Source organism: Maricaulis sp. (assembly GCF_034670125.1).
Lineage (GTDB): Bacteria > Pseudomonadota > Alphaproteobacteria > Caulobacterales > Maricaulaceae > Maricaulis.
Window position 1 is genome coordinate 94990 of record NZ_JAXMOC010000005.1, and the last position, 19776, is coordinate 114765.

Genomic DNA, 19776 nt, shown 5'->3' on the forward strand with positions numbered 1-19776 from the left:
ATACCGCCCGCGTGAAATGCGACCTTAGCGCGTAAAGTGCAAGTCTTTCGGTTGCATGTCTGTTCAGGCGTTTGTGTATGGGTCGTAGAACAGGTGGGCCTGGAAGCTGGTCGCGATCCGGTTGGCGCGCTCGAGGAAGGCGGATTTGGCCGCTGGTGTCGCGCCGATCTCGTCGAGCGTTGCCGCGAACAGGCCCAGCCAGCGCTCGAAATGGGCTGGCGAGATCTGGGATTTCAGCTTCACATGCGCCGGCATCGGTCGACCGGCATAGCCGCCATCATGGAAGATGATCGCCGACCAGAAGGACTTCATCGTCGCCAGGTGCGGTCCCCAGTCACCGGAAATCGCGCCGGCAAAGACAGGACCGAGCATCTCGTCCTCGCGGATATGCCCGTAGAAGGTTTCGACAAGGTCGCAGATAAGATCCTGCGTGATCCCCATCTCCGCCGCTTCGGTGCGGGCGGCCTGGCGGGCTTGCGTGACGCGGAGCTGGATCGGTGAAGACATGGGGCGGATTTAGGACGGTGCGGCCGGGCACGCAATGCGTCCGGCTGGCGCAGGGGGGCCGCAGGGCCGGAAGGGGTGAAACGCGTGAGCGTTCGTTCTCTCGCCGTCGGTCACCCACTCCGTCTCGCCCTGTCGGGCGATCCACCTCGCCCATCAAGGGCGAGGACCTGTTCGACCTAAACGTTGAACCGGAAGTGCAGCACATCGCCATCCTTGACGATGTAGTCCTTGCCTTCGGCGCGCATCTTGCCGGCTTCCTTGGCCGGGGCTTCGCCGCCGCAGGTGACGTAGTCGTCAAAGGCGATGGTTTCGGCGCGGATGAAGCCCTTTTCGAAGTCACCATGGATGACGCCGGCGGCTTGCGGCGCGGTCCAGCCTTCGCGGATGGTCCAGGCACGGGCTTCTTTCGGCCCGGCGGTGAAATAGGTCTGCAGTCCGAGGAGGGAGTAGCCGGTGTGGATGAGGCGGTCGAGGCCGGGTTCTTCCAGGCCGATCGCTTCCATGTATTCGTCACGCTCCTCGTTTTCCAGCAGCGCCAGCTCGCTCTCGATCTTGGCCGAGATGACGACGGCCTGCGCGCCTTCTTCCTCGGCCCGCTTCATCACGATCTCGGAATAGGCATTGCCGGTGCCGGCGCTGGCCTCATCGACATTGGCGATGAACAGGACCGGCTTGGTGGTCAGGAGCTGCAGGTTGCGCCAGGCCTTGCGGTCATCCTTGGGCACATCGGCAAAGCGGGCCGGCTTGCCGTCATTGAGCTGGGCCAGGGCGATATCGATCAGGACGAGGGTGGCCTTGGCCTCCTTGTCGCCGGACTTGGCCTTCTTCTCGAGGCCGGACTTGCGCTTTTCCAGGCTCTCCAGGTCGGCCAGCATCAGCTCGGTCTCGACAGTTTCAAGGTCGGCGAGCGGATCGATCCTGTTGTTCACATGGGTGATGTCGTCATCGTCGAAACAGCGCAGCACATAGGCGATGGCGTCGGTCTCGCGGATGGTGGCGAGGAACTGGTTGCCCAGGCCTTCGCCTTTCGAGGCGCCTTCGACCAGGCCGGCAATGTCGACGAAATTCATCCGCGCCGGCAGGATTTCCTTCGAGCCGGCGATCTCGGCCAGCTTGGCCAGGCGCGGCTCGGGTACGGCCACATCACCGACATTCGGCTCGATCGTACAGAAGGGATAATTCGCCGCCTGCGCCGCTGCCGTCTGGGTCAGGGCGTTGAACAGGGTGGACTTGCCGACATTCGGCAGGCCAACGATGCCGCATTTGAAACCCATGGCGCATTTCCCTTGCTGGTTCGAGCGCGCGTTATAAGAAGAATGCCGCGCGGGGTCGACTGTGGAGTCAGTGGAGGCGTCCCTTGCTGAGCTCGCGCGCGCTGTTGTCACCCCTGATGGACGCCCGGCGCAGGCCGGGCGCAGATCAGGGGCCTAGCTCTTGGCCACATGTTGGTCCCCGCCTTGCGTCCGGCCTTCGCCGGACATCCAGCGGGGATGACAAGGCCAGGGGTTCAATCCTCGCCGTCCGAACCCCGCTTCACCACCTCCGGCGCGGGCGCCTTGTGGGTCACTTTGGTCTGGAAAGCGTCGTAATCGTCGGCTGCCAACAGGTCGAGGCTGCCGGCGATGGCGTCGAGCAGGTCGATCAGCCAGTCTTCCTCGGCCTTGGCGAAGTCGGACAGGACATAGCCGGTGACGCGATTGCGGTCGCCGGGATGACCGATGCCGATTCGGGCGCGGCGGAAGTCCGGGCCGAGCTGGCTGGTGATCGACTTGATGCCGTTATTGCCGGCTGCGCCGCCACCCATCTTCATACGGAACTTGCCCGGCGCCAGGTCGAGCTCGTCATGAAAGACGATGATGTCCTCCGGCTTGACCCGGTAGAAGGCCGCCGCGGCACCGACGGAATGGCCGGCATTGTTGTAGAAGGTCTGGGGCTTGAGCAGCAGCAGCTTGTTCGAACCGATCGTGACCTCACTGGCCAGGCCCTGGAAGCGCTTGCGCCACGGACCGGCGCCCCAGGCATGGGCGATGATGTCCAGCGCCATGAAGCCGACATTGTGCCGGTTGCGCAGGTATTTCGGCTCGTAATTGCCAAGCCCGGCCAGGATCTTCATCGAAGGGGCTCCCCCAAACATGTGCCGGATACGAAATCAGCGAAGCCATGGTGTGGCCTCGCTGATCTCAATACCAGTGCTGAAAGGCGGTGAGGACTATTCCTCGTCGCCCTTCTGGCGGATGGCTTCCGGCTCTTCCGGTGCCTCGACGGCCTCGTCCTCTTCCGCATCCGTGAGAACGGCGCGCGAACCCTGCAGGGTGGCGACGGTGAAGTCACGGTCGGTGATGGTCGGGGTCACGCCCTTCGGCAGCTTGATCGCCGAGATGTGCAGCGAATCGCCGATGTCCAGGCCGGTCAGGTCGGCTTCGACCGATTCCGGAATGGAGCCGGCCGGGCAGAGCAGCTCGACATCGTGACGCACGATGTTGAGCACGCCGCCACGCTTCAGGGCCGGGCAGGCGTCTTCATTGATGAAGTTCACCGCCACGTCGACGTTGATCTTGGTGTTTTCATCGACGCGATAGAGGTCGATATGCATCGCCTTGTCGGAGACCGGGTGGAACTGGATGTCCCGGGCGATGACCGTCTGGCGCTTACCGTCGTGATCGATCTCGATCATGTTGGACAGGAAGTGACCGCCCAGCAGGGCCTTGCGGATTTCATTGCCGCGCAGTGTGACCGAAACCGGGTCCAGCTTGCCGCCATAAACGATGCCCGGGACGAGGTCTTCCCGACGGGCAGCGCGAGCCGCGCCCTTGCCGGTGCCTTCACGAACGTCAACGGTGAGAACGATGTTGGAGCTCATCGGTCCAGATCCTTAAATGCAAACGCCGCCTCCAACCGGGTCAGCCCCGGCGGGCGGCGATCTATCCAGGCTTTACGCCACAGTGTTATTTCGAGCGGCGGGCTATAGCCGATACAAACGCCCCACGCAACAGCGCTGCACGGGAAGAGTCAGCGATTGGCAGCCCTGTCTTGGTCAGCCACGCATCGCAAAGTCGAAGCGGGTCTCGCATCCCGTCGCATATCGGGACGGGGCAGTGTCACTCCAGGCGTAACGCCAGGTCGCGATTGCCCGGGCTGCCGGCGAGACTGCGTCGCGCGTCGCGCCGTGATCCAGATCGGCGACATCACCGCCATAGCGGATGTTTCGCGTGGTCCCGTCCGGAGCGATATCGAAACGCATCAGAATTTCGCGCGGAGCCGAGCTCTGGCTGATATACATGAAGTAGGCGAGTTCTTCGGGAAAATCCGGAGCCGGCCTGTCAACAATGGTCATGTGCTCTCGGGCGCCGTAACAGCGCATGGTGGCGCCAGGCGGTTCGGCCGGATTGAGGGTTCCGCCGAAGTGGACCAGCTCTTGGCTGGCGCAGGCGGACGCGCACACACCGACAACAACGACACCGACAAGACGCATGTTTTCCCCCAAGTTCAGGCGGGAAGGCCAACACGGCAGACGTGTTGGTGTCAATCTGTCTAGGTCTAGTCGAACAGTTTCGACACCGACTCGTCATTGGCGATGCGGCGGATGGCTTCGCCGAGCAGGGGCGCCACTGACAGGCGGCGGACTTTCGGGGTTTCGGTCGAGCCCGGCGGCGGCACGATCGAGTCGGTGACGACCAGTTCGCGCAATTGCGACTTGGCGACCCGTCCTTGCGCGTCCTTCGACAGAACGCCGTGGGTGACATAGGCGGACACCTCGACGGCGCCTTTTTCCAGCAAGGCATCGGCGGCGTTCACCAGCGTGCCGCCACTGTCGCACATGTCATCGAACAGGATGCAGCGCCGGCCTTCGACCTCACCGATGATGTTCATCACCTCAGCCACACCGGCTTTCGGGCGACGTTTGTCGACGATGGCGATCTCGGCATCGAGCAGTTTGGCCAGCGCCCGGGCCCGCACCACACCGCCAACATCGGGTGACACGATCAGCAGGTTGTCGGTCTCGTAGTGGCGACGGATATCCGCTTCCATCACCTTGGTGGCGAAGAGGTTGTCGGTCGGAATGTCGAAAAAGCCCTGGATCTGGCCGGCATGCAGGTCGACGGTCAGGACCCGGTCGGCGCCGGCCTTGGCGATCAGATTGGCGACCAGCTTGGCCGAGATCGGGGTGCGGCCGCCGGTCTTGCGGTCCTGCCGGGCATAGCCGAAATAGGGAATGACGGCCGTAATCCGCCGCGCGCTGGCCCGCACCAGCGCGTCGATGCAGATCAGCAATTCCATCAGGTGATCGTTGGCCGGGCGCGAGGTTGATTGCAGGACGAAGACATCCTCGCCGCGTACATTCTCGTCGATCCGCACGAAGATCTCGCCGTCGGCGAACCGTTCGATGTGACTGGCCGTCAACGGCGCGTCGAGATAGTCAGCGATGGACCGGGACAGGTCCGGATTGGCGGTGCCCGACATCAACTTCATCGTTTCGACCCCCGAGTCGTGGAAACGCGGGCTGCTTAACACCGGGGGGCCGGGGAATGAAGCTGAAATGATCAGCCTGCGGAAAAACCCGGTGGGGGTGGCAAATCGGCACTGTCCAGGCAGACCAGCTTGAACAGCGCGCCCATTTGTTCGATGTCCGTCAAGCGCCAGATTTGTCTTGCGATTTCCGAGCGTTTGCCGGGTCGGGACTGGCTCAGAACGGCGGCGCGTGCCTCCAGTCCCATATCCACCAGCCACTGACCCTGGGGTTGCGGGCCATGCGCGGTCAGTCCGGCCGAACGCCCTGCCTGCATTAGGGATTCGAAGTCCACGCGAGCGGTCAGGTCGGCCGTGCCGGGGTTTTGCAATGGCGGTTGTTTCTTATGAGCGCGGATCGCCTGCAGGGTGTCACCGATCTCGCTGGTGGCGGGGCCATAGTCGATGAACAGCGCACGACCTGGCTGGTTGGCGAAGCGCTCCGCCAGCTGGTCGACCACTTGCCGGTCGCCCGGTCGCAGCTCGACCAGAGCGCCATCGTCCGCGTCCCGAAGGCGTTCGGGAACAAGATTGCTATCCTGGCCCAGCGGCGGCCCGAGTACGAAGACGAAATCCGTCGTATCCGATCCTTCATCGGTCGGAGCCAGTCCGACCAGGCGTTCATGCCACTCACCCTTGTGGCGGATGGCCTGACGCACGGGAAGGCAGTCGAGGAACTCATTGCCGACGATGAAGGACGGGCCGGGAGCAACCGCGCCGAGCCGGTCAACCCAGCCGATCCGGGCGCCGCTGGGGCCGAGCGTCTGCGCCTGCACCGCCTTGAGGGCGGCACTGGCTTCGATCAGCACCACCTCGGTGGCCTCCATGAAGCCGGGGACCGTACGGGCAGCGCGCAGCGCGTCGCTCATCATCGTGCCGCGCCCGGGACCCATCTCGATCAGCTTGAAGTCGTCCGGCCGGCCCATGTCGAGCCAGGTCTGGGCGGCGACCAGGCCGATCAGTTCGCCGAACATCTGGCTGATCTCCGGTGCGGTGATGAAATCCGCCCCGGCCCCGATCGGGTCCTTGGTGGCATAGAAACCATGACGTGGATCAAACAGGGCTTCGGTCATGAAGGCGGCGATCGAGATCGGCCCGCCCGAACGGATACGGTCGCGCAGCGTGTCGGCAATCATGACTTCGCAGGCGTGTCCGTCTTGAGGGCGCGATGGATCAGCCAGGCGCCGGCCAGGATCATCGGGATCGACAAAAGCATGCCCATGGTGATGTAGCCGCGAAGGGCTTCGGGCATGTAGACGTCCGGCTCCCGCACGGTTTCCAGCGAGGTGCGGAACAGGCCGTAGAACAGCAGGAAGAGTCCGGCATTGAGGCCCGGCCTCTCCAGCGAGCGGAATTTCCAGGTGGCGATGTTGATGATCGCGAACAGGACAACGCCTTCCAGCGCGGCCTCGTAGAGCTGGCTGGGATGACGCAGGGCGCATTGCGGGTCATGCGCGAAACGCATGGCCCACGGCACCTCGGTCGGACGCCCCCACAGCTCGCCATTGATGAAGTTGGCCAGCCGGCCGAACAGCAGCCCGATCGGGGTGACCACCGCGGCGGCATCGCCGATCCGCATCAGGTCGAGTTTTTGCCCGCGGGCAAACCACCACAAGGCGAGGGACACGCCGATCAGACCGCCATGGAAGGACATGCCGCCATCGGTAATGCCCAAAACAATGTCCAGCGGCCGCTCCCAGATCATGTCCGGCATGTAAAAGAGGACAAAACCCAGCCGACCGCCGCCAATCACACCCAAGGTCGCCCAGATCAGCAAGTCGTCAACCTGCGGCTCGGTGAAGGGAGCTTTGGGCTTCTTGGTGCCGGCCGGAGCCCACAGTCCGGGGCGCCGCGATAGCGAGACCATGTAGCGCCAGCCCAGCATCAATCCGGCGATATAGGCCAGCGCATACCAGCGCAGGGCGAACCAGACCCGCTCCTGATTGCCGAAGTCGAACCCGTCGGGTCCGATCGAGAACAGGACGGGGTCGATCAGGTCAAAGCTTGGCGGACAGACTTGCATGATATACTCGGTTCCTGGCTCGGCGAGGTGCAGCTGTGACGGAACAGCGCGTTGCGCTTTTCGGGCCAGAGCCGCATATAGGCGATGTTGAACCCACTAATGGCTTTCTTTGATGCAAACGCGCAACCCGCTTCTGAATGATTTTGCTGATCTGATGACCGACGCCTTTGGCGCGGCACAGGCGATGGGTGAAGAGGCGCGCACGGTGTTCCGTGCCCGCGCTGACCGCATGGTCGCTGAAATGGATCTGGTCACGCGTGAGGAGTTCGACGCCGTCAAAGCTGCGCTCGATGCCTCGCAGGACGAGGTTGCCGCGCTGACAAAGCGCCTCGACGCGCTGGAAAAAGCCGCCGCGGCCAAGCCGAAAACGACGCGCCGGGCCAAAGCCCCGGCCAGCAAGGCCAAAAGCACCAAGGCCTGATCCCGACATCACGCGCGTAACGCGCTTTTTATTGCGCCTGCCGCGGCGCAGACATACCGTGACCGCACGGTGTGAGTCGCCGCGCAGACGAAGGAGCCACTTCGATGGACCTGCTGTCAGACGAATTCTCACCGACTGTGACCGACCCGCTCGACGCGGTCGAGCAGGCGGTGATCGGCGAGCAATACCCTTATGACCGTGACGAGAACGGTGAAATCCACCTGACCGCCAGCGGTGAGTGGCGCGACCACCAGATCTGGTTCGCCTGGCGGCCGGAGCTGGAAGCGCTGCACATCTGTGGCAGCCTCGATTTGAAAGCCCCGGCCAACCGCCTCGGCGATGTCTGCCAGTTGGTGGTCCGTCTCAACGAGAAACTGTGGATGGGGCATTTCGACATCTGGGCCGAGGATGGCTCGATCGTCTATCGCCACGCCCTGTCACTGCCCAATGGCGAGGCCGTTTCGCCGTCGCAGGCCGCGGCGATGATTTCGGCGGCCCGTGAGGCGGGTGAGCGCTTCTACCCGGCCTTCCATTTCCTGGTCTGGGGCGGCAAGGGTGTTGAAGAAGCGGCCGCCGCAGCCATGTTCGAAACAGCTGGCGAGGCCTGACCCCGAAGATGGCACAAGGCTTTCGGATTGCACTCATCGGTGGCGGAAACATGGGCGGGGCCCTGGCGGCCGGTTGGCTGCGCACCAGGCGTGGCGCGGTTGCGGCCGACGAGCTCGTGGTCATCGATCCCCATCCCGGTGATGCGGTTCAGGAGCTGACGGCCAAGGGCGGCGTTTCCGTCCTGCCCGAGCTGACCAAGAGCGCGGCGGCTGGTCTGGAACTGGTTGTTTTCGCCCTCAAGCCGCAGGCGTTCGAACCCGCCGCGTCCGCGGTCGCCGACCTTTTGCCCGGCGAAACCGGCGTCATCTCTGTCATGGCCGGTGTCACCCTCAACCGCATGTCGGCGGCATTGGGTGACCGGCCATTGATTCGTGCCATGCCCAATACAGCTGCCGCCGTCGGCGCCGGCATGACCGTGTGTGTCGCCAACGATGCCGGAGATGCTCTGGAAAAGACGGTCACGCGCCTGTTCAAGGGCGCCGGTTCGGTCGAATGGGTGGCGGATGAGCGCATGATCGGTGCCGTCACCGCGGTCTCCGGATCGGGCCCGGCCTATGTCTTCCTGCTCGCCGAAGCCCTCGCGGGGGCGGCCTTCGCCGAAGGCCTGCCGCGAGAGTTGGCCGACAAGTTGGCCCGCGAAACCATCATTGGCGCCGGGGCGCTGCTGGCCAAGTCCGGCAAGTCTCCCCAGGAATTGCGCCGCGCCGTGACCTCCCCGAATGGCACCACCCAGGCGGCCGTCGACGTGCTGATGGGCGCCGGTGGCGGCCTGCCCGAACTGGTTCGCCAGGCGGTTGCCGCCGCCGAACGCCGCTCGCGCCAGATGGGTCAGGATCCGGGCAAGCGCTAGGTCCTTCCCCTTGATGGGGAAGGTGGCGCGAAGGGCCGGAAGGGGTGAAACGTGTCAGCGTGTCGTCACTGACTGCTCATCACCCACTCCGTCTGGCCGCTACGCGCCCAGCCACCTCGCCCATCTAGGGCGAGGACCTGTCCAACGGGACAATGGGTGGCGACTTGTAGATCGGTTCACTGCGGCAGGCTGATCACCGCCATCAAGCCACCCAGTTCAGATTTGCCCAGCTTGATATCCCCGCCATGGCCGCGGGCCACGTCGCGGGCGAGGGCGAGGCCGAGGCCGACGCCCTTGCGGTTCTGGTTGCGGCTTTCATCGAGGCGGTTGAAGGGCTTGAGGGCCTCGTCATACTGGTCTTCCGGGATGCCGGGACCATCGTCCTCGACCCGAATCTCGATCCGTGTGCCATTGGGCTCAACTGCGACTTCGACGACGTCGCCAAAGCTGGTGGCATTGCCGATCAGGTTGGCGAGGGCTCGCCGGATGGCGCCGGGGCGCAGCTCGGCATCGAGTTCGCCTTCGGTCTCGAACCGGATATCGCCGCCATGGCGGCGGGCATCCTCGACCACTTCCCGGGTCAGCCCGATCAGGTCGATGCGCTGGGTTTCCTCGCTGCCGTCACCGCGGGCAAAATCGAGATACTCGTCCAGCATGGCTTCCATCTCGTCGAGGTCACGGCGGGCGTCGGCGGTCTCGTCGGTCTGCGGCATCAGGGCGAGCTGCAATTTGAGCCGGGTCAGCGGTGTGCGCAGGTCATGGCTGACGCCGGCGAGAAGGGCGGTGCGCTGTTCGAGATGGCGCTTCAGGCGGGCCCGCATTTCCAGGAAGGCATGGGCGGCCTGGCGCACCTCGGTGGCCCCGGCAGGACGGAAATGGGCAACATCCTGACCCCGGCCGAACTGCTCGGCGGCGTCGGCGAGGCGGCGGATCGGCTTGACCTGGTTGCGGATGAAGACGACCGAGACGGCGGTCAAAAGCGTCGTCGCGCCAATGATCCACAACAGGAAGATATGGCCGGTCGTGGCGAACACCCGGTCGCGCGGTGTGATGAAGCGCAACACGCCGCCTTCAACCTGGACCCGTACATCGACATAGCTGGGATAGCGGGTGGTATCGAACCAGACCGGGTTTTCGAGTTGCTGTGACAGGGCCTCCCGCAAGGTGATGTCGAGCGTGCGGAAGAAGGAGGATCGCCGCGATGTCGGCAGGGTGTCGTCGGGCCGGAAATCGATCGACAGCCGGGTGGTGCCCAGCGCCGCCTCGATATGACGCTGGAAGGCCGCGGTTTCGCCGCCCTCCTGCTCATAGAGCTGGGTCGCCATGGCGATCTCGCCGGCGACCCCTTCCGACAAGCGACTGGTCACTGTCTCCCAGTGTTCCTCGAAGAAGGACCAGGCCACGGCCACCTGCATCAATCCGACCGGCAGGACGATGATCAACAGCGTCCGCGCGAACAGGCCCTTGGGCAAGATGCGTTTGAGAACCGACACGCGCGTCAATCCTCGAACACGGGATCGGCGAGCAGGCGATAGCCTTCACCGCGGACCGTTTGCAGGTGCATGGGTTCCTTGGGGTCGGCTTCCAGCTTGCGCCGCAGGCGCGTGACCTGCACATCGACCGCCCTTTCACCGCCTCCGGTGCGCTCCGACAGGGTCAGGCGCGACACGGTCTGGCCGGCCGATGCCGCGAGGGCGGCCAGCAGGGCCGCTTCGCCGCCGGTCAGGCGGACCGGCTCGCCGTCCCTGGCCAGGCTCTCGCGGGCGATGTCAAAGCTCCACGGACCGAAGATGACGCGCTGGATGGCGGCCTGGGCCGGCTTGGCGCGTCGCAGGATGGCATTGATGCGCAGCACCAGTTCTTCCGGCTCGAAGGGTTTGGGCAGATAGTCGTCGGCGCCCAGAGACAGGCCCTTGATGCGGTCCTCGGCATCGCCGCGGGCGGTCAGCAGCAGGATCGGCGTTTCGCCCCGCTTGCGGACGGCCTCGGTCAGCTCGAACCCGTTCATGCCCGGCATCATCACATCGAGCACCAGCATGTCGAAGGCGAGCGAGTTGAGGGTCGACAGGGCCTTGTCGGCATTCGGTGCAGTCGAGACGCGAAAGCCGCGCTCCTGGAGGAAGCGTTTGAGCAGGTTGCGGATCCGGTCGTCATCATCAACGACGAGAATGTGCGCGTCTTCAACGTGCGTCTGGGCCATGAAGTCCTGCCGGATTGCGAGCCGTGATCATGACGCGGCGGACGGAAGCGCTCAAGGTGCTTTGTCGGAGGTCGGACGCAGGGCCAGGACATAGTCCATTCCCGACCAGACCGTGACCAGTGCGGCCAGCCAGAACAGGGCGTAGGCAGACCGTGTCAGGACCGTGCTTTCCCCCGGACCGGCCAACAGGGTCGCCAGGATGAGCGCAATGATCGCCACGCCCTGGACAAACGCTTTCAGCTTGCCCGACAGGCGGGCGCCAACGCTGCGGCCGGATTTGGTCAGTCCGATGCGGACATAGGCCACAACCACGTCCCGCCAGACAAAGACCAGCACGGCCCAGATCGGGATCAGTCCCGCCGCAGCCAGGGCCAGGAAGGCACCGCTGCGATAAAGACTGTCAGCAAGCGGGTCGAAGGCCGCGCCGAAATCCGACTGCATGTTGAATGTCCGGGCGACCCAGCCGTCTGCGATGTCGGTCAGCTCGGCGACAACAGCCACGGCCAGGGCGAAGCCCAGGGCTGTTGAGCCACCGTGACCGAGCGTCAGGAAGAGCACGGGTACCAAGCCGACCCGGAAGGCTGTCAGGATGTTGGGCAGGGAGAGCAGGTCGCGCATCATGCGTCGTCCTTGGCGGCCCGGATGGCCGACACCAGTTCCAAAAATCCATCGGCCTCGTCGGCTCTCGTCAGCCAGCTGGGCCAATGGGTGACCTGATCGGCAAACCGGGTCAGGCCGGCCACGCCGACGCTCAAGGGGAAGTGCGCGAACATCGGTTCATCATTGGGTGAATCGCCGACGAACACGACCTGGTCGCGCTGGTCCGAGGGCGACAGGCCGAAGGCCTGCTCGAGCAGGCGGACGCTGGAGCTGCGCTTGTTGTGGTCGCCGAACCAGGCGTTGACATGGATCGAGCTGATCTTGGCGGTAGCGCCGCCCTCGCGGAAAATCGCCGCCGCCCGTTCCGCATCCGCCAGGGGCAGGGGCGGAACGGCTTCGGCGAAATCGAGCGCAACGTCGCAACAGCGCCAGTCATTGTCCTGGGCCGGTGCCGTGCCCGGAACAGCATTGCAGGCGGATTGCATCAGGTGCTCCAGGCGGGCCCGGTCGTCGGGACCGACCGCGGCGACGTCGTCGCGCTGCATGGACCCGTCAGGCTGCAGCATCAGGGTCAGCGCGCCATTCTCGCCAACGACCGCATCGACCGGCCACCAACGGGCAATCAGGTCGCACCAGCCGGCCGGTCGTCCGGTGACGGCAATGGTCAGTACGCCGCTTTGGCGAAGGGCCTCCAGGGCTGCGAGGCTGGCTGCCGGAAGGCGTCCATCGCGGGTCACAGTGCCGTCGAGATCGAACAGCAGGGCGCGGATGCCGGCCAGCGGCGATGCGGTCGGATCGTCCGGAAGGTGAGGAGGCAAGGGCGTCTCGGCTCTGCGGGTTCAAGGCGGCTGGGTTGGTCAGGCGGATCATACAGGGCGCGGCGGGTCCCGCCACTCCCAATCCCGGTTCAGCCGTGACCCTGCATGGGCTTCGGCAAGAAACGATGAAGCGTGAAGGCGGCAGCGAGCCACAGGAGCGCGATCCAGGCGTAGAGTGCGATGTCGCTGCTGATCCAGCCCAGGGGGGCCGCAATCAAGGGCAGGCCGCTGGCGGTCAGCGCGAGGGCCTGACCGATCAGCGCTATCGGGCGCGCGCTGGCTGACAGCGCGTCACCGGTCGTGGGGCGCAGGAGGTCGTACACTAGCGTCGCCACGATCGCGAGTACGGGCGCGATCAAATAGGCGCTGGGGCCGATGATCAGCAGATACAGGACCAGCCACCCGCTGGCGTGGGCGGCGCGGGCGAGGCGGGCGATCAGCGTGTCGCCGCTGATCCGCAGCAGGGCGATCACGCAGGCGATCACGAAGGCCGTCGCACCAAAGCCGGCGAGAGCCCGGGCGGCGGTCATGAAACCGTCGAAAGGCGCCAACCCGTCCGCCGTACCGGTCCAGCGCCAGGACAGCCAGATCGCGACCGGTCCGGTCAGGCAGAGGACGAGGCGGAAGAGGGCGAAACCGGTCTTCATCGGGGGTGTCATCCTGGTGTTCATCATGCGCACTCCGTCATTTCTGGAACCAGTCATGGATCTTTCGCGCCATGGCCTTGGAGATGCCGTCAACGCCCTCCAGATCGGCCAGCGCCGCATTGCGTACAGCCTTGGCCGAGCCGAAATGGGCCAGCAATGCCTTCTTGCGGGACGGCCCGATGCCATCAATCCCGTCGAGCGGATTGTCGGTCATCTGCTTCTTGCGCTTGGCCCGGTGGCCGCCGATTGCGAAGCGATGGGCCTCGTCGCGCAGGCGCTGGAGATAATAGAGAACCGGGTCCTTCATCGGCAGTTTGAAGGGTGGTTTTCCGGGCAGGTAGAAAGCTTCGCGACCGGCATCGCGCTCCGGACCCTTGGCGATGGCAGCGATGGTGATGCCGGTCTCGTCGGTAATGCCCAGTTCCTCGGCGATTTCCATCACGCTGGACAATTGACCCTTGCCGCCATCGATCAGCACCAGATCGGGCACCGGCGCGCCGTCATCGCGCTCTTTCAGCAGGCGCGAGAAGCGGCGCTTGAGCATCGCCTTCATCATCGCGAAATCATCATTGGTGGCGGCGTCATCGCCCTTCATGTTGAAGCGGCGATAATGGTTCTTTTCGAAGCCTTCCGGTCCGGCAACGATCATCGCGCCCAGCGCGTTGGTGCCCTGGATATGGGAGTTGTCATAGACCTCGATCCGCTGGGGCAGGTCAGGCAGGTCGAAGACGCGCTGCACGCCTTTCAGAAGCTGGGTCTGCGAGGCGCTTTCGGCCATCCGCCGGGCGAGGGCTTCGCGGGCATTGGTCAGGGTGCGCTCGACCAGCTTGCGCTTTTCGCCGCGTTGCGGCGTGTGCAGGGAGACCTTGCGTTCGGTGCGCAGGCTCAGCGCTTCGCCCAGCAGCTCGGCGTCCTCGATCTCGTGCGACAGCAGGATCAGCGCCGGCGCCGGCTTGTCGTCATAGAATTGGGCGATGAAGGCAGCCAGCACCTCGGCCGGTTCGGCCTCCATGTCATGGCGCGGGAAGAAGGACTGGTTGCCCCAGTTCTGGCCCGCCCGGAAGAAGAAAACCTGGACGCAGGACTTGCCACCATCGGAGTGCACGGCGACGACGTCGGCCTCCTCCACGCCGTCGGGATTGATGCCTTGGTCAGTTGTCACAGCGGCGATGGCGCGGATGCGATCGCGCAGCTTGGCGGCGGTCTCGAAGTCCATCGCTTCGGAGGCTTGTGCCATGCGGGTCTGCAAATCCTCGCGCAGTGCATTCGACCGTCCGCGCAGGAAATCGGTGGCCTGCCTGACCAGCTCGTCATAGGCGGCGGGCTCGATCAGATCGACGCAAGGACCCGCGCAGCGCTTGATCTGGTGCAGCATGCAGGCCCGTGAGCGGCCCTCATAAACGCTGTCGCTGCAGGTGCGGACCAGGAAGGCCTTTTGCAGCGTGTTGAGGGTCTGGTTGACCGCTCCGACCGAGGCGAAGGGACCGAAATAATCACCCTTGGCCTTGCGCGCGCCGCGATGCTTGGTCAGCTGGGCGGCGGGATGGTCCTTGCGGATCAAAATATAGGGGAAGCTCTTGTCGTCGCGCAGAAGGATGTTGAAGCGCGGCTTCAGCGACTTGATCAGATTGGCTTCCAGCAGCAGGGCTTCGGTCTCGGTCTGGGTGACCACGAACTCCATCTTGCGCGTCAGTCCGATCATCAGGGCGATGCGGTTGGAATGGCCGCGGCCATTGGCATAGTTGGAGACCCGGTTTTTCAGGTTGCGGGCCTTGCCGACATACAGGACCGTGCCATCTTCGCCGTACATCCGGTAAACGCCCGGCTTGGGCGGCAGGTTGCGGACATGGTCGGCAATGAGTTTCGCGCCCGCCAGAGATTGCGCAGGCGCGGCGGAAGCGTCATCTATCTCACCGGATTGAGGAGTTTGCGAAGTCATGTCGGACAGGATTGCGCTCGTAACCGGTGGCGGCAAGCGCCTGGGTGCCAAAATCGCCAGCGCCCTCGGTGCGGATGGCTGGCATGTGATCGTTCATTACAATGCTTCGGCGACCGAGGCACAGGCCGTTGCTGCTGACATCGTTGCGGCAGGAGGCTCGGCCCGGGCCGTTCAGTTTGATCTTGCCGACACCGCTGCGGTCGAAGACTTCCTGGCTGATGTGGGGCGCATCGACGTGCTGATCAACTCCGCCTCGATTTTCGAGATGGACCGGCCCGAGGACGTCTCCCCGCAATCGCTGGAAGACCATTGGCGTATCAACACGGCGGCGCCGGTCCTGCTGGCCAAGGCGATGGCGGCGCATCACACGGAGCGCGCCTCCGGCTGTGTGATCAACCTGCTCGACCAGAAACTCTTCAACCTCAATCCGGACTTCTTCGCCTACACCCTGTCCAAACACGCGCTTCTGGGTGCCACGACGACCCTGGCGATGGCCTTCGCCCCCGCCGTCCGCGTCAATGCCATCGCGCCGGGTATCACCCTGCCATCAGGCGGTCAGTCTGACGCCGAGTTCGCGCGCGCCCACACAACGAATCCGATGCGCGGCGGCTCAACGCCGGATGACATCATCCGGGCGGTGCGCTTCATCCTTGCGACGCCGTCGATGACGGGTGAGACCATCACCATTGATGGTGGCCAGCATCTCGACGCCCGCAATCGCGACGTGATGTACGCCGCCAATCCGCCGCAGGACGACGCCTCATGAGACTGGACAATGTGATCGAGAACGCCCTGGCCGGCGCGTCGGGCGAGGATGTCTTCATCTACCGGCTGGAAGGCGTGAAACTGGATGTCGAGATCGGCATCCATGACTATGAGCGCGGCGTCAAACAACGCGTCCTGATCGACGTCATCACCCTGGTATCCAAGGAGTGGTGCGGGTCGGACGATATCGGCACGGTGGTCGATTACGACTATATCCTGCACGGCATCAAGGCGCTGGAGACCCGCCAGTTCGACCTCCAGGAAACCCTGTGCGGGACAGTTCTGGATATCGCCCTGCAACCCGCCGTCGTCACCGCCGCCCAGGTCACGACGCGCAAGGTGGATGCCTATGCGGATGCGGCGGCTGTCGGACTGACGCGGTTCCGGCGGAAGGTTTGAGGCGGGGGTTTTCCCGCCGTTTTTGTCATCCCCGCCGGATGTCCCGCGTATGCGGGACGCAGGGCGGGGACCCAGGTGGTCGCGACCACATAGGTCCCTGACTTTCGCCCCGCTTTCGCGGGGCGTCCATCAGGGAAGACAACTTGGATTGTCCGGCGAAACTTACCCGGTCGCCTCGGTCGGCTTGCCTTTCAGCAGCGGCTGGAACCCGCCATAGGTGAGCGAGCGCCACAGCCATTCCAGCGGACCGAAGCGGAAGAAGTGGAGCCAGATCGGCGACCAGATCAGCTGGATTGCCCACACAATCAGGACCAGCTTGAACTGGTCGACCCGTTCGACCGTACCGAACAGTCCAAGACCCGGCGTGCCGACGAAGATGAAGGTCATGATCAGGGTTTGCGACAGATAATTGGTGAAGGCCATCCGGCCGGTCGCCGCGAACAGTTTCACGATCAGGCTGAAGATGCCGATCTTGGCGATCAGCATCACCGCCGAGGCATAACCGAAGGCGAGGACAAGGCTGCCGACATAGGTCAGGGCATTGCCGTCAGCCATGGCCTGGGTGTCGAACTCGCCGGCGATCATGGTCGTCGTAGAGGTGTGGCAGAGCCACCAGCCGACCGGCAGGGCGATCAGGGCGAGGATGCCGTAGCGGACATGGCCCCAGCTGGCGGACAGGAAGCCGCTCTTGAACAGCGCCATGCCGATGAACATCAGGCCGAGCGTGCGAGGGCCAAGCGCGATCATCGAGAAGATCTGGCCGATGGCGGCGAAACCGGCATTCCAGGGCAGGCGTTCGACATAACCGGCCTGGTAGGCCTCGGTCATGCCGGTCTGGAAGCCGGACATCATCTCGGCCTCCTGTGCGGCGCTTTCGGGTGAGGCGAACATCACGCCAAGATAGCCGCCGCCGACCATCAACAAGGCGGTGACCCCGATCAGGACGATGCCCCAGATGACCAGCTTCAGCGGCGACATGCGGCGGGCCATCACGGCCAGCATGCCCAGCAGGGCATAGTGGACCAGAATATCGCCCCACCAGAGCAGGTAGGCGTGGATGGCACCGATCGCGAGCAGCCACAGCATGCGCGGATAATGCTTGCCGGTATTCTCGCCATCGCCGGCCATCAAGATGATGCCGGCCCCGAACAGGGTCGAGAAAATCGTGACAAACTTGAAGGCGAAGAAGGTGTGCGCGAACGCCCAGACATCCAGGTTGGCACCGGTCAGGTCCATCTGCATGGTCGGGTCGTCATAGGCCATGGGCGTCATCGCGAAGCCCTGGACATTCATCATCAATATGCCCAGCACGGCGATGCCGCGCAGTGCGTCGATCGAGACCAGACGGTCGATTCTCGGAGCTGACATTGTGTTCCCCCTCGGAATATGGCGCGCAGACTAGCGGTCCGGGCCATGTTTGTCGCGGGGACGCCGCCATGTGCAATTCCCCCTTACCGACAAAGTGTTCGCTTGCGCATCCTTGTGCAACACTCTGTCACCTTGACCGGAGATTACCATGCACCGACGTTCCCTGATCCTGGGCCTTGGCTCACTGGCCCTGCTGGCCCCGTCGACGGCCCTGGCCGGGCAGTTCCGTCTGAATGAACGCCAGGCCGGCGAGGGCGTCCGGGCGGCGCTCAGCCAGGCGGCCCGACTCGCCACGACACGCCTGGGCCAGACCGACGGCTTTTTCGGTGATCCCCGGGTCCGCATTCCGCTGCCGTCCCGGGTTCGTGATGTCCAGCGCATGTTGCGCCGGGTCGGCCTGTCGCGTGAGCTCGACGATCTGGAGCGCCAGCTCAATCGTGCGGCGGAGGCTGCCATGCCGGCGGTGCAGACAATCTTCGTTGATGCCGTCCGCTCGATCACACTGGACGATGCGATCGGCATCGTGCGCGGCGGTGACCGTTCGGCGACGGATTTCCTGGAACGCCAGACATCGGACGCGCTCTATGGTCTGATTCGCCCCCGCATGGCTGATACGCTGGAGGCGTCGGGGGCCTACCGGACGCTGCAGCCGATCGAGGACAGGCTGGGCCGCCAGGGCGGCTTTCTGGGCCGACTGATGCGGAGCCAGTCAGGTGGCGGGTCCCTGCGAGAACAGGTGACGGATGATGCGTCCCGGCGCGCCATGGCCGGTGTCTTCCACTATGTCGGTGAAGAAGAGCGCGCGATCCGCAGCGATCCGGTCAACCGGACCACCTCCATCCTGCGCCGGGTCTTTGGCTGACGCGCGGGGACACGGCGACCTCACACTCAATTGACCGGCACCCGGCTGGTGCCGTGAGCCGGATCGGGCAGACTGATCCGGCTCGGTCTGGAGGGAGGGCCTGTCGATGTTGTTGCGCCACCTGTCGGCCGGACTGGCCGGTCTGTTCATCTTTGCCGTACTCGCCTTGCCGCAGGCTGGAGCGCAGTCGCGCCTGGAAGTCGATTGTGAAGCCGGGTGGGCCCACCATGTGGCCGCGCGCGGGGTCGCCTTCCTTGTCATCCATCGCGGTGCCCTGGTGTGTGAGCGCTACGACCGCGGGGTTGAGCCCGACGACAGCTGGTGGCTGGCCAGCGGCACCAAGAGCTTTGCGCCTGTGATGGTTGCCTTGGCGGTCCAGGACGGATTGCTGGAGCTGGACCAACCCGTTTCTGACTTGCTGGGCGAGTGGGCGGACGACCCGGACCGGTCTGCGGTCACGATCCGCCACCTGCTCGACCAATCGAGCGGTCTTGCGGTCAACGTTCGAAACCGGCGCCTGCCCAGCTATCAGCGGGCCATTGCCACCCGGCAGGAATTCGACCCGGGTGAGCGGTTCCGGTATGGCGCCGCCCATTTCGAAGTGCTGGGAGAGGTGCTGCGACGGCAACTCGCCGTCAATGATCTTGACCCGACTCCGGCCGACTATCTATTGCGCCGTTTCCTGCGTCCGCTGGGGATCGGGATCGACGCCTGGCGGGCGGTCGATGGGCAGCCGGCGATGTCGGAAGGCGCGCGGATGTCCGCGCTGGACTGGGGGCGTTTTGGCCAGGCCGTGCTGGCACAGGGTCGCTTTGGCGATGTCGCGCTGGGCGATGAAGGGGTCTGGGCGGCAATGTTCGAGCCCGGTACTGCCAATCCCGGATACGGGCTCGGCTGGTGGCTGATCGACCCGGAGGCGGATGGCTGGTCCCGCCCGTTCGTCGCCGTTGCGGCCGGGGCTGGCGGCCAGCGTCTTTACGTCATTCCGGCCATGGATCTGGTGGTCGTACGGATGACCCGCGGCGTCATCGACGACCGGGCGACACGAGACGAGCCATGGTCGGACCGCGACTTCCTGAGGCGTCTGATCGGGGTGCGACGTGAGGGGCGTGGCGAATAAGCAGGGTCAGGCTGACGCGAGGTGTAACGCCTTTCGCCTGTATTAAAATCAATAGTTTGCATTGCGAACGCAACGATAGATTTTAGCGACTCGCCTTACGCGCTTGTCAGCGTTAACCTTTGCGCCGCTGTCGGTCGCGGGC

General features: G+C 64.5%; 22 protein-coding genes. 7 read left to right on the top strand and 15 right to left on the bottom strand.

Annotated features, from left to right (window positions below):
- Positions 1-63: 63 nt before the first annotated feature.
- The 8 genes from VOI18_RS10845 to lgt form a co-directional block, all read right to left on the bottom strand.
- Complete coding sequence (locus tag VOI18_RS10845) at positions 64-507, bottom strand: group III truncated hemoglobin (RefSeq protein ID WP_323762429.1); 444 nt, start codon at positions 505-507, stop codon at positions 64-66.
- A 176-nt stretch (positions 508-683) separates the two neighbouring features.
- Positions 684-1781, bottom strand: a complete 1098-nt coding sequence (gene ychF / locus VOI18_RS10850; protein ID WP_323762430.1) for a redox-regulated ATPase YchF — start codon at positions 1779-1781, stop codon at positions 684-686.
- 233 nt (positions 1782-2014) lie between these two features.
- The gene (pth, locus tag VOI18_RS10855; RefSeq protein WP_323762431.1) at positions 2015-2620 is read right to left on the bottom strand and encodes an aminoacyl-tRNA hydrolase; all 606 of its coding nucleotides are present in this window, start codon (positions 2618-2620) and stop codon (positions 2015-2017) included.
- A 96-nt stretch (positions 2621-2716) separates the two neighbouring features.
- A complete protein-coding gene (locus tag VOI18_RS10860) occupies positions 2717-3367 on the bottom strand; it encodes a 50S ribosomal protein L25/general stress protein Ctc (protein ID WP_323762432.1) in 651 nt (216 codons plus the stop codon).
- A 174-nt stretch (positions 3368-3541) separates the two neighbouring features.
- Complete coding sequence (locus VOI18_RS10865; RefSeq protein ID WP_323762433.1) at positions 3542-3979, bottom strand: hypothetical protein; 438 nt, start codon at positions 3977-3979, stop codon at positions 3542-3544.
- Between the two features lie 65 nt (positions 3980-4044).
- On the bottom strand, positions 4045-4977 hold the full coding sequence (locus tag VOI18_RS10870) for a ribose-phosphate pyrophosphokinase (protein ID WP_323762434.1): 933 nt from the start codon (positions 4975-4977) through the stop codon (positions 4045-4047).
- Positions 4978-5048: 71 nt separating this feature from the next.
- Complete coding sequence (locus tag VOI18_RS10875) at positions 5049-6149, bottom strand: class I SAM-dependent methyltransferase (RefSeq protein WP_323762435.1); 1101 nt, start codon at positions 6147-6149, stop codon at positions 5049-5051.
- Positions 6146-7036 (bottom strand): prolipoprotein diacylglyceryl transferase, encoded by an 891-nt coding sequence (gene lgt / locus VOI18_RS10880; protein WP_323762436.1) that lies wholly within the window; start codon positions 7034-7036, stop codon positions 6146-6148. The genes VOI18_RS10875 and lgt overlap by 4 nt, the downstream gene beginning before the upstream one ends.
- A gap of 112 nt (positions 7037-7148) precedes the next feature.
- Here lgt and VOI18_RS10885 point away from each other — a divergent pair, with 112 nt between their 5' ends.
- The 3 genes from VOI18_RS10885 (at position 7149) to proC (ending at position 8916) form a co-directional block, all read left to right on the top strand.
- A complete protein-coding gene (locus VOI18_RS10885; RefSeq protein WP_323762437.1) occupies positions 7149-7457 on the top strand; it encodes an accessory factor UbiK family protein in 309 nt (102 codons plus the stop codon).
- Between the two features lie 104 nt (positions 7458-7561).
- Positions 7562-8065 (top strand): YbjN domain-containing protein, encoded by a 504-nt coding sequence (locus VOI18_RS10890; RefSeq protein WP_323762438.1) that lies wholly within the window; start codon positions 7562-7564, stop codon positions 8063-8065.
- Positions 8066-8073: 8 nt separating this feature from the next.
- Positions 8074-8916, top strand: a complete 843-nt coding sequence (gene proC / locus VOI18_RS10895) for a pyrroline-5-carboxylate reductase (RefSeq protein WP_323762439.1) — start codon at positions 8074-8076, stop codon at positions 8914-8916.
- A 176-nt stretch (positions 8917-9092) separates the two neighbouring features.
- Here proC and VOI18_RS10900 read toward each other — a convergent pair whose 3' ends face one another.
- From VOI18_RS10900 to uvrC, 6 genes are all read right to left on the bottom strand, one after another.
- Positions 9093-10409 carry an ATP-binding protein gene (locus VOI18_RS10900; protein WP_323762440.1) on the bottom strand — a complete coding sequence of 439 codons (1317 nt, stop codon included), beginning with the start codon at positions 10407-10409 and terminating at the stop codon, positions 9093-9095.
- A 5-nt stretch (positions 10410-10414) separates the two neighbouring features.
- A complete protein-coding gene (locus VOI18_RS10905) occupies positions 10415-11116 on the bottom strand; it encodes a response regulator transcription factor (protein ID WP_323762441.1) in 702 nt (233 codons plus the stop codon).
- A gap of 51 nt (positions 11117-11167) precedes the next feature.
- A complete protein-coding gene (pgsA, locus tag VOI18_RS10910) occupies positions 11168-11737 on the bottom strand; it encodes a CDP-diacylglycerol--glycerol-3-phosphate 3-phosphatidyltransferase (RefSeq protein WP_323762442.1) in 570 nt (189 codons plus the stop codon).
- A complete protein-coding gene (locus VOI18_RS10915; RefSeq protein ID WP_323762443.1) occupies positions 11734-12534 on the bottom strand; it encodes an HAD-IIB family hydrolase in 801 nt (266 codons plus the stop codon). Before VOI18_RS10915 ends, pgsA begins: the two co-directional genes overlap by 4 nt.
- Before the next feature lie 89 nt (positions 12535-12623).
- The gene (locus tag VOI18_RS10920; RefSeq protein ID WP_323762444.1) at positions 12624-13208 is read right to left on the bottom strand and encodes a hypothetical protein; all 585 of its coding nucleotides are present in this window, start codon (positions 13206-13208) and stop codon (positions 12624-12626) included.
- A 10-nt stretch (positions 13209-13218) separates the two neighbouring features.
- The gene (uvrC, locus tag VOI18_RS10925; RefSeq protein WP_323762445.1) at positions 13219-15120 is read right to left on the bottom strand and encodes an excinuclease ABC subunit UvrC; all 1902 of its coding nucleotides are present in this window, start codon (positions 15118-15120) and stop codon (positions 13219-13221) included.
- Here uvrC and VOI18_RS10930 point away from each other — a divergent pair.
- Positions 15119-15886, top strand: coding sequence for an SDR family oxidoreductase (locus VOI18_RS10930; protein ID WP_323762446.1), 768 nt, complete (start codon positions 15119-15121; stop codon positions 15884-15886). The two genes, uvrC and VOI18_RS10930, sit on opposite strands and share 2 nt — an antisense overlap.
- Positions 15883-16284, top strand: a complete 402-nt coding sequence (locus tag VOI18_RS10935) for a dihydroneopterin aldolase (RefSeq protein ID WP_323762447.1) — start codon at positions 15883-15885, stop codon at positions 16282-16284. Before VOI18_RS10930 ends, VOI18_RS10935 begins: the two co-directional genes overlap by 4 nt.
- Positions 16285-16446: 162 nt before the next feature.
- On the opposite strand, the gene VOI18_RS10940 is transcribed toward VOI18_RS10935, so the two are convergent.
- Positions 16447-17652, bottom strand: a complete 1206-nt coding sequence (locus VOI18_RS10940) for a DUF418 domain-containing protein (protein ID WP_323762448.1) — start codon at positions 17650-17652, stop codon at positions 16447-16449.
- Positions 17653-17800: 148 nt separating this feature from the next.
- Here VOI18_RS10940 and VOI18_RS10945 point away from each other — a divergent pair, with 148 nt between their 5' ends.
- Together VOI18_RS10945 and VOI18_RS10950 are read left to right on the top strand one after the other, a co-directional pair.
- Positions 17801-18514, top strand: coding sequence for a DUF4197 domain-containing protein (locus VOI18_RS10945; RefSeq protein WP_323762449.1), 714 nt, complete (start codon positions 17801-17803; stop codon positions 18512-18514).
- 106 nt (positions 18515-18620) lie between these two features.
- On the top strand, positions 18621-19634 hold the full coding sequence (locus VOI18_RS10950; protein WP_323762450.1) for a serine hydrolase: 1014 nt from the start codon (positions 18621-18623) through the stop codon (positions 19632-19634).
- The last annotated feature ends 142 nt before the right edge of the window (positions 19635-19776 follow it).